This window comes from Pseudomonas sp. UBA1879 (genome assembly GCF_002338065.1).
Lineage (GTDB): Bacteria > Pseudomonadota > Gammaproteobacteria > Pseudomonadales > Pseudomonadaceae > Aquipseudomonas.
This window is the reverse complement of record NZ_DDHJ01000003.1, coordinates 32,838-45,557: the sequence shown is the minus strand read 5'-3', so window position 1 is coordinate 45,557 and position 12,720 is coordinate 32,838. Positions and strand designations below refer to the sequence as shown.

Sequence of the window (12,720 nt, the reverse complement as noted above, 5' to 3'; positions counted from 1 at the left end):
ATTGTTCGTAAGATGCGTCTGAAAGCGCTTTTCGGGCAGGCGTGCCTGACGATCACTGCCTAGTGTTAGCCATTCTTACGGCTGATTCGGAGGCACTGAGCGATGGCATCGGTAATCAGAGAAGGCGACGCGACCACCACGGGCGGTGTGGTACTGCAAACGTCCGGCACCCTGACCTGTGAAGAGCGCAGACTCGCTCGCATGGGTGACCCCGTATGGTGCGCCGCCTGTGGCCAAGTGGGCTATATCGCACAAGGCAACCCTACCTACATCGACCAGTTGTTGGCCGTCGCAACGGACGGGCAGCGCGTGCGGTGCGACTGCGCTGATGAGGATCACCGTTTGATTGCAAGCCAGGATCAGGTGAAGGCCGACATGAACGCCGCCATCGATATTCCCAAAGACCTGGCCAAGAAAGCGCGCAAACGCGCCAAGCGGCTGTCTGAAGCGCTGCGCCAGGCAGGTTCGCTATCGCGCGATGACTCGTCGGCCGAGGCACATTGATCGGCCCTGGAGCATGTTCGACGCCAGCGATTAAGGCTCAATGGGTCGTATTGTTTTCCAGCAGATGGTGCAGCTCTACGAATTGCTGGCTCAGTTTATGCCGCGCATCCAGATGAATGAGCGGCATGTTGGCCTGATGGGATTCGCGCATTTTGACCGAGCTGTTGAGGTAGATGGGCAGCACCGGCAGGCCTTCGGCGATCAGTTCGTCGAGGATTTGCTGCGGCAGGCTGGCCCGCGACTGGAACTGGTTGACGATAATGCCTTCCACCTCCAGGCCTTCGTTGTGGTCCTCCTTCAATTCGTCGATTTCTTTCAGCAGGCCGTACAGCGCCTGCCGAGAAAAGCTGTCGCAGTCAAAAGGGATCAATACACGGTCTGCTGCAATCAATGCGGACACGGCGTAGAAATTCAACGCAGGCGGGGTGTCGAGATAGATGCGGTCGTAGTCCTCGCTCAACGCTTCGAGCAGCTTACGGAGCTTATTGATCTTGTGCTTGGCCTCGAGTTTGGGCTGCAGGTCGGCCAATTCGGCAGTCGCTGTGACGACGTGAAGGTTGTCGAACGGGGTTTCGTAGATATCGACCTGATTTTTTTTGGCGGAAGGCCCGGAAGACAGCGTTTGTTTGAAGAAATCCGCAATGCCCATAGGGATGTCATCGCCGGTCAGTCCGGTGAGGTATTGCGTCGAGTTGGCCTGAGCGTCGAGGTCGATCAAGAGGGTCCGGTAGCCCTCGTTCGCGCTGACGGCTGCCAGATTGCAGGCAATGCTCGATTTCCCGACCCCGCCCTTCTGATTGAACACCACACGCCGCATTGAATAACTCCCTGTTGCTGTCCTACCTGTGAGGATCGTCTGGCGACCCGATGAATCGTCCCGAGTCTAGGCAATACCGATGACAAGGGCGAGCGTCTGAGAAAAATCTGACAGTCGGGAGTGTAAATGTTCCAGGTCCAACCGGATAAACGCCAACTGAACAATGTGAGTGCGGGCGGCATCCGTCTCCGACATTTGCCACCCTGCCCTTGCGCCTCGATAATGGCGGGGATTGTTCGGCCTGCACCCCGAACGGGTTGCTGCGTTGAACACGTTCTTCGCCCCTTTTCAAAGGCCCTCTGATGATTCGTGCGTTGCTTCTGTTTTGCATGTTGTTGCTGAGCGCGTGCGCCAGTCACGCCCCGCTGCCTGCACAAATCCCTCACTTGAAACTGCCGATACAGCTCAATGCACAACGTCAGCAAGGGGGTCAGCACCAGAACTGGCGGGTCGAGGTGAAGAAACGCGATCACGGCGTGCGTTGGAGCCTGACCGATACCTCAGGCGCTGTGCTGGCTCAACAGGACCTCACCAACGATGGCTGGACGGCTTCGGCCAAAACCGACGCAGATTTCGACGCTCAAGAGTTGTTCAGCGCCGCGATGTTCGCCCTCACCTCTGAAGCGGAAGTCCGGTTTGACTACCCTGGCGTGCAGCTTCAGCCCCATGGCCGAACACTTGAGGATCGCTGGCAGGTCAACTACGGCTCTGAAGGGTTTATCCGTCTGATCCTGCCGGACGACGTGACGTACTTGCTCAGCCCCGTCAAAGGCAAGGCAAGCCGCTGATCCCACCAAGCAAGGCGACCGGTCTTCACCCCGCCTTGCGCGTCACCAACTCAACGAACGCTTTGGCCATGGGCGACTTCTGGTCCTTGCGCTGCACCAGCCACACCGCGGACGTGGCCTCCTCGTCCAGCAACGTGCGATAGGCCACGCCGTCGATGCGCATGCGCTGGTACGACGCGGGCAGCACCGTGACGCCCAACCCCGCTGCGACCAGCCCGATGATGGTCATCGCCTCCGCAGCTTCTTGAGCGAACAACGGCGTGAAACCGGCCGCTCGCGCCAGGCTCAGCAGTTGCGCATACAAACCGCTGCCGTAGCTTCGCGGGAAGAATACGAACGGCTCGGCCGCCAGTTCCTTGAGGTAAATCCCGTGTTCGTTGCCTTGAGCCATCGGATGGTCGGAGCGCAGCACGGCTACCAGCGGCTCACGCAGCAGTTCGACCGCCACCAGTGAGTCCGGCAGCGGCAGCGGGCGCATAATCCCCACCTGCATCGACTCCTCCACCAGCCGCTCGGCGACTTCTTTGCTGCTCATTTCCTGCAATGCCAAATGCACGGCGGGATGCTGTTGGCGGAAGGCGAAAATTGCCTGTGGAATGCTCGAGGTGAACGGCGCCGATGCGGTGAAGCCGATTTTCAGTTCACCTAGCTGCCCCAATTGCGCCCGACGTGCCACGTCAGAGGCTTTTTCCACTTGGGCGAGCACCAGCCGTGCTTCGTCGAGGAACAACCGTCCGGCCTCGCTCAATTCCACTCGTCGGTTGGTGCGCTCAAACAAGCGCGCACCCAACTCCTGTTCCAACGCCTGAATCTGCTGGCTCAGTGGCGGCTGAGAGATGCCGAGCGACTCTGCAGCCCTGCCGAAATGCAGCTCTTCAGCCACTGCGATGAAGTAGCGAAGATGACGTAATTCCATGGCCTCACCATTGAGTCGTTAAAGCTATCAAACAGGTCGAACAATATATTGGAGGAAAACGATAGCTGACTATATGCTTTTTCCCATCGCTGCTTCGCATCCTTCCGAGGTTACCCGTGAATACTGCTGCATCCCCCGCCACGTCTGCGCCCGAGATCAACGTCGCAATCCCGCTGGGTGATTCCTATATCGAGAAAGACACGCCGGCGTTCATTCGCACCGTTCTCGCGCTGTTCTCCGGCGGCTTCGCCACCTTCTCTCTGCTTTACTGCGTGCAGCCGATGATGCCGATGCTGTCTCGCGAGTTCTCCATCAATGCCGCCCAGAGCAGCCTTATCCTGTCGGTTGCCACGGCCATGCTCGCCATCGGCCTGCTGATCACCGGCCCGATTTCGGATCGCCTGGGGCGCAAATCGGTGATGGTTTGCTCGTTGTTCTCGGCCGCCCTCTTTACCGTGGCCAGCGCGTTCATGCCCAGTTGGGAGGGCGTGCTGGTGACGCGGGCTTTGGTCGGGCTTTCGCTCAGCGGGCTGGCAGCAGTGGCAATGACCTACCTCAGCGAAGAAATCCATCCGCAACACATCGGTCTGGCCATGGGCCTGTACATAGGCGGCAATGCCATCGGCGGCATGAGTGGCCGCCTGATCACAGGGGTCTTGAGCGACTACGTGAGCTGGCACGCTTCGCTGTCGATCATGGGCCTCATCGCACTGGCCGGTGCGTGTGTGTTCTGGAAGATTTTGCCGCCCTCACGCAACTTTCGCGCTCGACCGCTTAACGCCCGCAACCTGCTGGACGGCTTCGTTTTGCAGTTCAGGGACGCCGGCTTGCCCTGGCTGTTTCTCGAAGGCTTCCTGCTGATGGGTGCGTTTGTCACGCTGTTCAATTACATCGGCTATCGCCTGTTGGCCGATCCTTACAACCTGAGCCAGGCGGTCGTGGGCCTGTTCTCGGTGGTCTACCTGTCGGGAATTTACAGCTCGGCAAAAGTCGGCGCGCTGGCTGACAAACTGGGCCGCCGCAACGTGCTGTGGGCGGTGATCGTCCTGATGATCGCGGGTCTTGCCCTGACCATGTTCACTCCGTTGGCCATCGTGGTCATCGGCGTCGTGATCTTTACCTTCGGTTTCTTCGGCGCCCACTCCGTCGCCAGCAGCTGGATCGGTCGCCGCGCCATCAAAGCCAAGGGCCAGGCTTCGTCGCTGTACCTGTTCAGCTACTACGTCGGCTCCAGCGTGGCAGGAACGGGCGGCGGGTTCTTTTGGCATTACGCAGGATGGAACGGCATCGGTGTGTTCATCGCGCTCCTTCTGGCCGCCGCCTTGGGTGCAGCGCTCAAGTTGGCGAAGGTGAAGCCGTTGGCGGTGAACGTGCAGGTTTGATGGACGGGACGTTTTCGTACAAAACCTGGCTTCGTTTCACATCGCTCGTATCCACATCGCCTGACAGTAAAGCGTGAACATTTAATTCACGCTTTACTGCTATGATCAGAACATTCAAACACAAAGGTCTCAGGGCCTTTTTCTACACGGGAACAACCAAAGGGATTCGCGCAGATCATGCAAAGCGCCTTCGATCCATCTTGCTGGCTTTGGATATAGCCATGTGCCCTGATGAATTGAGCTTAGCAGGCCTGAAGCTGCATCCGCTAAAAGGCGATCTGGATCAGTACTGGTTAGTCTGGGTGAGCGGGAACTGGCGAATTATTTTTAGATTTATCGAGAACGATGTCGAGCTGGTCGATTATCTCGATTACCACTGACAGGAGTCATTTGCATGAGAATGCATAACCCTCCACACCCCGGCGAAGTGATTCAGGAAATGCTGCCGGAGTTGAATATCAAGATTGCCGAAATGGCACGTCGGCTTCACTTCTCTCGAGAAATGTTGTCTCGCGTCATCAACGGCCGCGCTCCTATAAGTCCGGATCTTGCGGTCCGACTGGAGCGAGCAGGGTTGAGTACTGCACGCTTTTGGCTTGCCGCGCAGATGAGCCATGACCTATGGCAGGCGGAACACCGTGAGCAACCATCCATCACTCCGATGTATACCCGCCCGACATTCACTGCGGTATGACACCCCACACAAAAACGCCCGGTATATCCGGGCGTTTTTGTATCTGACGTCCAGCGCTTACTGGTGATACTGCGCTGACAACTCATGCACCGCGTTGATAAACGCGCCTGCATTGGCCGGATCGACTTCAGGGGTGATGCCATGGCCGAGGTTGAAGACGTGACCGGTGCCACTGCCGTAGCTTTTGAGGATGTTCGCGACTTCCTGGCGAATGGCCTGTGGGTTCGCGTACAGCACGGTTGGGTCCATGTTGCCTTGCAGCGCGACTTTGCTGCCGACGCGACGGCGGGCTTCGCCAATGTCGCAGGTCCAGTCCAGTCCCAGCGCATCCGCCCCGGCGTCGGCAATGCTTTCCAGCCACAGGCCGCCGCCCTTGGTAAAGAGAATGACCGGGACTTTTCGACCTTCGTGCTCGCGAATCAGGCCGCTGACGATTTTGCGCATGTAGGCCAATGAAAACTCTTGATACGCCGCTGCCGAGAGGCTCCCGCCCCAACTGTCGAAAATCTGCACGGCCTGAGCGCCTGCCAGAATCTGGCCGTTGAGGTACGCGGTGACCGACTGCGCCAGCTTGTCGAGCAACAGGTGCATGGCGTGCGGGTTGTCGTAGAGCATGGCCTTGGATTTGCGGAAGTCCTTGGACGAGCCGCCTTCAACCATGTAAGTCGCGAGTGTCCATGGGCTGCCGGAGAAGCCGATCAGCGGAACGCGGCCGTTGAGCTCACGACGAATAGTGCTGACTGCGTCCATGACGTAGCCCAGGTCTTTCTGCGCATCCGGGATTGGCAGCGCTTCGATGTCGGCCAGGGTGCTGACAGTCTTCTTGAAGCGCGGGCCTTCGCCGGTTTCGAAGTACAAACCAAGGCCCATGGCATCGGGCACGGTGAGGATGTCGGAGAACAGGATCGCCGCGTCCAGCGGGTAACGTTCGAGCGGCTGCAGCGTGACTTCGCAAGCGAACGTCGGGTTCTTGCACAGGCTCATGAAATCCCCGGCTTTGGCGCGGCTGGCGCGGTATTCCGGGAGGTAGCGGCCAGCCTGACGCATCATCCATACCGGCGTGACGTCGACGGGTTGCTTGAGCAGGGCGCGAAGGAAACGGTCGTTCTTCAGGGCAGTCATGGCAGGATCCGGAGAAAAAGTGCGGGCATTTTCTCAGACACCAACGCAAAAGGCACGGTAAGTACCGTGCCTTTTGTCTATGGGGTCGATTTGTCGCACAAAAACAGCTACAAGCCACAAGCTTCAAGCCACAAGTAAAAGCCGGACCGCTTTCAACTCAAGGCTTTCAACCTGTCTCTGGACGGCTTTGACCTTCCGACGCAGTCTCAAGTCAAAAGCGGCAAGCTGATCCAACCAGGTCTGCTTGCCGCTTGCAGCATATAACTTGCCGCTGGCGTCGTCAGACGCCCAGGTAGTCCAGAATCCCCTCGGCCGCATTGCGGCCTTCGAAGATGGCGGTCACTACCAGGTCGGAGCCGCGCACCATATCGCCGCCCGCGAAGATTTTCGGGTTGCTGGTCTGGTGCTTGAACTTGCCTTGCTCCGGTGCCACAACACGGCCTTGGCTGTCGGTTTCGATGCCGTGCTGTTCAAACCAGGGTGCCGGGCTAGGGCGGAAGCCGAAAGCGATGACCACAGCGTCGGCCGGGATGATCTCTTCGGAACCCGGAATCGGCTCAGGGCTGCGGCGGCCACGTGCATCAGGCTCACCCAGACGCGTCTCGACGACCTTGACGCCCTCAACCTTGTCCTCGCCGACGATGGCGATCGGCTGACGGTTGTAGAGAAATTTCACGCCTTCTTCCTTGGCGTTCTTCACTTCCTTGCGCGAGCCCGGCATGTTTTCTTCGTCGCGACGATAGGCGCAGGTGACTGCTTTGGCGCCTTGACGGATCGACGTGCGGTTGCAGTCCATCGCGGTGTCGCCCCCGCCCAGCACCACGACCTTTTTGCCTTTCATGTCGACGAAATCTTCCGGCGACTTTTCAAAGCCCAGGTTGCGGTTGACGTTGGCGATCAGAAAGTCGAGCGCGTCGTGCACGCCCGGCAAGTCTTCGCCCGGGAAGCCGCCCTTCATGTAGGTGTAAGTGCCCATGCCCATGAACACGGCATCGTATTCCTGCAGCAGTTGTTCGACGGTGATGTCTTTGCCGATTTCGGTGTTGAGACGGAACTCGATGCCCATACCGGTGAAGACTTCACGACGGTTGCTCAGCACGCTCTTTTCAAGCTTGAACTCAGGAATGCCGAAGGTCAGCAGACCCCCGATTTCCGGGTTCTTGTCGAACACCACCGGCGTCACGCCACCGCGCACCAGCACGTCGGCGCACCCCAGACCCGCCGGGCCTGCACCGATGATTGCCACGCGCTTGCCGGTCGGCACCACGCGGGACATGTCCGGACGCCAGCCCATGGCGAACGCAGTGTCGGTGATGTACTTCTCCACCGAACCGATGGTGACCGCGCCGAAGCCGTCGTTCAGGGTGCACGCCCCTTCGCACAGACGGTCCTGCGGACAAACGCGGCCGCAGACTTCCGGCAGGGTGTTGGTCTGGTGCGACAACTCGGCAGCCGCGAGGATATTGCCCTCGGACACTAGCTTCAGCCAGTTGGGAATGAAGTTATGCACCGGGCATTTCCATTCGCAGTACGGGTTGCCGCAACCCAGGCAGCGGTGAGCCTGATCGGCCGACTGCTGGGGTTTGAAGGGCTCGTAGATCTCCACGAACTCTTTCTTGCGTTGACGCAACAGTTTCTTCTTCGGATCTTTGCGCCCGACATCGATGAACTGGAAGTCGTTACTCAGACGTTCAGCCATTCTTTTCAACCTCTTGAAGCAGCCTCAAGCTGCAAGCCCCAAGCTACAAGCTTGAAGCGATCAAATTTATTTCCGACACCGCGTACCGCTTTGGCTTGCAGCTTGAAGCTTGTCGCTTGAAGCTGCCGCCAGGACTTATTGCGGGTTGGCGCGTGTACTCGACAGCAAGGACTTGAGGTTGGCGGCCTTCGGTTTGACCAGCCAGAAGCGGCGCAAGTAGTCGTCCAGGTTTTCCCAGAGATTACGGCCCCACTCACTATCGGTCTCGGTCACGTATTCAGCGAGCACGCGCTCCAGATGGCTGCGATAGGCTTCCATCGCTTCGCCGCTGATGCGCTGGATCTCGACCAGTTCGTGATTGACCCGGTCAACGAAGGTGTTGTCCTGATCGAGCACGTAGGCGAACCCGCCAGTCATGCCGGAGCCGAAGTTGTAGCCGGTCTTGCCGAGAACGCAGACGAAACCGCCAGTCATGTACTCGCAGCAGTGATCGCCCGTGCCTTCAACGACCGTGTGAGCGCCCGAGTTACGCACCGCGAAACGCTCGCCCGCCGTACCCGCCGCAAACAGCTTGCCGCCGGTGGCGCCGTAAAGGCAGGTGTTACCAATGATGGCGCTGTCCTGGGTTTTGAACGGGCTGCCTTTCGGCGGCACGATCACCAGTTTGCCTGCCGTCATGCCTTTGCCGACGTAGTCGTTGGCGTCGCCTTCCAAGTACATGTTCAGGCCACCGGCGTTCCACACGCCGAAGCTCTGACCAGCGGTGCCCTTGAAGCGGAACGTGACAGGCGCGTCTTTCATGCCCTGGTTGCCGTGCAGCTTGGCGATTTCACCGGAAATGCGCGCGCCGATGGAGCGATCGCAGTTGCAGATGTCGAGCTCGTATTCGCCGCCCGCTTTGGACTCGATGGCCGATTTGGCCATTTCGACCATCTTCTCGGCTAGCAGGCCCTTGTCGAACGGTGGGTTGCGATCGACCAAACTGAACTGCGGTTTGTCGGCCGGGATGTGATCGCTGCCCAACAGCGGCGTGAGGTCAAGATGCTGCTGCTTGGCGGTTTCGCCCGGCAGAATGTCCAGCAGATCGGTGCGGCCGATCAGCTCTTCCAGCGAGCGCACGCCCAGCTTGGCCAGCCACTCGCGGGTTTCTTCCGCCACGTAGGTGAAGAAATTGATCACCATGTCGACGGTGCCGATGTAGTGATCCTTGCGCAGCTTGTCGTTCTGAGTCGCGACGCCGGTGGCGCAGTTGTTCAGGTGGCAGATGCGCAGGTATTTACAGCCCAGCGCGATCATTGGTGCCGTACCGAAGCCGAAGCTCTCGGCGCCCAGAATCGCGGCCTTGATCACGTCCAGACCGGTTTTCAGACCACCGTCGGTCTGCACCCGGACTTTGCCGCGCAGGTCGTTGCCGCGCAGGGTCTGGTGGGTTTCGGCCAAGCCGATTTCCCACGGCGCGCCCGCGTATTTGATCGACGACAGCGGCGATGCACCGGTGCCGCCGTCGTAGCCGGAAATGGTGATCAGGTCGGCATAGGCCTTGGCCACACCGGCGGCAATGGTACCCACGCCCGCTTCTGCCACCAGCTTGACTGAGACCAGCGCCGACGGGTTGACCTGCTTGAGGTCGAAAATCAGCTGCGACAAGTCTTCGATCGAGTAGATGTCATGGTGCGGCGGCGGCGAGATCAGCGTCACACCTGGAACTGCGTAACGCAGCTTGGCGATCAGACCGTTGACCTTGCCGCCCGGCAATTGACCGCCCTCGCCCGGCTTGGCGCCTTGGGCGACTTTGATCTGCAACACGTCGGCGTTGACCAGGTACTCAGGCGTCACACCGAAACGACCGGTGGCGATCTGTTTGATCTTGGAGCTGCGGATGGTGCCGTAACGCGCCGGGTCTTCCCCACCTTCGCCGGAGTTGGAGCGTGCGCCCAGCCGGTTCATCGCCTCAGCCAACGCTTCGTGCGCCTCCGGCGACAGAGCGCCCAGGGAGATGCCCGCCGAGTCAAAACGCTTGAGGATCGCTTCCAGCGGCTCGATGTCATCAATGGACAGCGGCGTGTCGAGCTCTTTGACCTTGAACAGGTCGCGGATCATCGACACCGGACGCTTATCCACCAGCGCGGTGTATTCCTTGAATTTGCTGTAGTCGCCCTGCTGAACGGCGGCTTGCAACGTCGCCACCACGTCAGGGTTATAGGCGTGATATTCGCCGCCGTAGACGAACTTCAGCAGGCCGCCTTGCTGGATCGGCTTGCGCGGACTCCAGGCTTCGCCGGCCAGTGCTTTCTGCTCGTCTTCGATGTCGACGAAACGCGCGCCCTTGATGCGGCTGGGTACGCCACGGAAGCTCAGCTCGCACACTTCTTCGGACAGGCCGATGGCTTCGAACAGCTGCGCACCGCGGTACGAGGCGACGGTCGAAATGCCCATCTTCGACAGAATCTTCAGCAGGCCCTTCGTGATGCCTTTGCGGTAGTTCTTGAAGACTTCGTACAGATCGCCCAGCACTTCACCGGTGCGGATCAGGTCGCCCAACACTTCGTACGCCAGGAACGGGTAGACCGCCGAAGCGCCAAAGCCGATCAGTACAGCGAAGTGATGCGGATCGCGAGCGGTCGCGGTTTCGACCAGGATGTTGCTGTCGCAGCGCAGGCCTTTTTCGGTCAGACGATGGTGTACCGCACCGGTGGCCAGCGACGCGTGGATCGGCAGTTTGCCCGGTGCAATGTGACGGTCGCTCAGCACGATCTGGGTACGGCCAGCACGCACCGCCTCCTCGGCCTGATCGGCGACGTTACGCACAGCGGCCTCAAGGCCGGTGGCTTCGTCGTAGTTCAGGTCGATGATCGCGCGGTCGAAACCAGGGCGATCCAGGTTCATCAACGAGCGCCATTTGGCTGGCGAGATGACCGGCGAGCTGAGGATCACGCGAGATGCATGCTCAGGCGATTCCTGGAAGATGTTGCGCTCGGCACCGAGGCAGACTTCCAGCGACATGACGATCGCTTCACGCAACGGGTCGATCGGCGGGTTGGTAACCTGCGCGAACTGCTGACGGAAATAGTCGTACGGCGTGCGCACGCGGCGGGACAGCACGGCCATCGGCGTGTCGTCACCCATGGAACCCACGGCTTCCTGACCTTGCTCGCCCAGCGGGCGCAGCACCTGATCGCGCTCTTCGAACGTGACCTGGAACATTTTCATGTACTGCTTGAGCTGATCCGGGTTGTAGAACGCTGAACCGTGGTCGTGATCTTCCAGCGTCGCCTGAATGCGCAGCGCGTTCTTGCGCAGCCACTGCTTGTACGGATGGCGCGATTTCAGACGGCTATCGATGGCGTCGGTGTCGAGGATCTGGCCGGTTTCGGTGTCCACGGCAAAGATCTGGCCTGGACCGACACGGCCCTTGGCGATGACGTCTTCAGGCGTGTAATTCCACACGCCGATTTCCGACGCGAGGGTGATATAGCCGTTTTTCGTGGTAACCCAACGGGCCGGGCGCAGACCGTTACGGTCGAGCAGACAGACTGCGTGGCGACCTTCGGTCATCACGATGCCGGCCGGGCCGTCCCACGGTTCCATGTGCATGGAGTTGAATTCGTAGAACGCGCGCAGATCCGGGTCCATGGTCTCGACGTTCTGCCACGCAGGCGGCACCAGCATGCGCACGCCACGGAACAGGTCGATACCGCCGGTCACCATCAACTCCAGCATGTTGTCCATGCTCGAAGAGTCGGAGCCGACGCGATTGACCAGCGGACCCAGCTCGTCGAGGTCCATCAGATCGTTGCTGAACTTGGTGCGACGGGCCTGCGCCCAGTTGCGGTTACCAGTGATGGTGTTGATCTCGCCGTTATGGGCGAGGAAGCGGAACGGCTGAGCGAGCGGCCATTTCGGCAGGGTGTTGGTCGAGAAACGCTGGTGGAACACGCAAATGGCGGTTTGCAGACGTTCGTCGTTAAGGTCTGGGTAGAAGGCCGTGAGGTCACGCGGCATCATCAGGCCTTTATAGATGATGGTCTTGTGCGAAAAGCTGCAGATGTAGTGATCGGTGTCGGCCGCATTGGAGACCGACGACCGACGGCGAGCACAAAAGAGCTTGATCGCGAATTCCTGATCGCTCAGGCCCTCGCCTCCGATGAACACCTGCTCGATCTTGGGCAGACGCTCCAGCGCCAGACGGCCGAGAACGCTGGTGTCGATAGGCACTTGGCGCCAGCCCACAAGGGTCAAGCCTTCGGCGAGAATCTCGCGGTTCATGTTTTCGCGGGCGGCTTCTGCTTTGGCGTCGTCCTGGTTGAGGAACACCATGCCCACGCAATACTGGCGTGGAAGCTCGGTACCAAAGTGCTCGTTGGCCATGGCACGCAGGAACGCGTCGGGTTTTTGAATCAACAGCCCGCAACCGTCACCGGTCTTGCCGTCGGCGTTGATCCCACCTCGGTGGGTCATGCAGGTCAGGGCTTCAATCGCCGTCTGCAACAGATGATGACTGGGTTCGCCCTGCATATGAGCAATCAGACCGAAACCGCAGTTATCCTTGAATTCTTCTGGTTGATACAGACCTGCTTTCATAGACACATTCTCACCAGGCTGCCTCTTACCGAGGCAAATTTCTTTTCAATTCAGCCATTTACCATCCACGCCGAACGTACGCCGGCTTTGCGGGAGCAAAAGGGAGGTCATTGTACACACCGACACAAAGCCTCACAAATTTAGCGACGAAATGTCGCAAATTCATGTCGCATTAGTGAAAGGTTTTTATCGTTTCTCATGCTAGCCAGAGCTTTGT

10 protein-coding genes are annotated in these 12,720 nt (G+C 59.3%); 5 read left to right on the top strand and 5 right to left on the bottom strand.

Features of this window, described 5'->3' with window-relative positions; all coding sequences use genetic code 11:
• The first annotated feature begins 102 nt into the window (after positions 1-102).
• The gene (locus tag B3N48_RS03095; RefSeq protein WP_296179264.1) at positions 103-504 is read left to right on the top strand and encodes a PAAR domain-containing protein; all 402 of its coding nucleotides are present in this window, start codon (positions 103-105) and stop codon (positions 502-504) included.
• Positions 505-541: 37 nt separating this feature from the next.
• Here the strand turns inward: B3N48_RS03095 and B3N48_RS03090 are convergent, their stop codons facing one another.
• Entirely contained in the window at positions 542-1,321 is a 780-nt protein-coding gene (locus B3N48_RS03090) for a ParA family protein (protein WP_296179262.1), read from the bottom strand.
• Positions 1,322-1,623: 302 nt separating this feature from the next.
• Between B3N48_RS03090 and B3N48_RS03085 the strand changes: the two genes are divergently transcribed.
• Positions 1,624-2,109, top strand: a complete 486-nt coding sequence (locus B3N48_RS03085) for a hypothetical protein (RefSeq protein ID WP_296179259.1) — start codon at positions 1,624-1,626, stop codon at positions 2,107-2,109.
• 25 nt (positions 2,110-2,134) lie between these two features.
• Here B3N48_RS03085 and B3N48_RS03080 read toward each other — a convergent pair whose 3' ends face one another.
• Positions 2,135-3,025, bottom strand: coding sequence for a LysR family transcriptional regulator (locus B3N48_RS03080; protein WP_296179257.1), 891 nt, complete (start codon positions 3,023-3,025; stop codon positions 2,135-2,137).
• A 116-nt stretch (positions 3,026-3,141) separates the two neighbouring features.
• Here B3N48_RS03080 and B3N48_RS03075 point away from each other — a divergent pair, with 116 nt between their 5' ends.
• The 3 genes from B3N48_RS03075 to B3N48_RS03065 all read left to right on the top strand — a co-directional run bounded on the left by B3N48_RS03075 (position 3,142) and on the right by B3N48_RS03065 (position 5,101).
• Positions 3,142-4,407 carry an MFS transporter gene (locus B3N48_RS03075; RefSeq protein WP_296179254.1) on the top strand — a complete coding sequence of 422 codons (1,266 nt, stop codon included), beginning with the start codon at positions 3,142-3,144 and terminating at the stop codon, positions 4,405-4,407.
• A gap of 101 nt (positions 4,408-4,508) precedes the next feature.
• Positions 4,509-4,787, top strand: a complete 279-nt coding sequence (locus B3N48_RS03070) for a type II toxin-antitoxin system RelE/ParE family toxin (RefSeq protein ID WP_296179252.1) — start codon at positions 4,509-4,511, stop codon at positions 4,785-4,787.
• Positions 4,788-4,801: 14 nt separating this feature from the next.
• Entirely contained in the window at positions 4,802-5,101 is a 300-nt protein-coding gene (locus B3N48_RS03065) for a HigA family addiction module antitoxin (protein WP_166596121.1), read from the top strand.
• 57 nt (positions 5,102-5,158) lie between these two features.
• Here B3N48_RS03065 and hemE read toward each other — a convergent pair whose 3' ends face one another.
• The 3 genes from hemE to gltB form a co-directional block, all read right to left on the bottom strand.
• Positions 5,159-6,223, bottom strand: a complete 1,065-nt coding sequence (gene hemE, locus B3N48_RS03060) for a uroporphyrinogen decarboxylase (protein ID WP_296179243.1) — start codon at positions 6,221-6,223, stop codon at positions 5,159-5,161.
• Between the two features lie 280 nt (positions 6,224-6,503).
• Positions 6,504-7,922 carry an FAD-dependent oxidoreductase gene (locus B3N48_RS03055; RefSeq protein ID WP_296179241.1) on the bottom strand — a complete coding sequence of 473 codons (1,419 nt, stop codon included), beginning with the start codon at positions 7,920-7,922 and terminating at the stop codon, positions 6,504-6,506.
• 135 nt (positions 7,923-8,057) lie between these two features.
• A complete protein-coding gene (gene gltB / locus B3N48_RS03050) occupies positions 8,058-12,503 on the bottom strand; it encodes a glutamate synthase large subunit (RefSeq protein ID WP_296179237.1) in 4,446 nt (1,481 codons plus the stop codon).
• Positions 12,504-12,720: the final 217 nt, after the last annotated feature.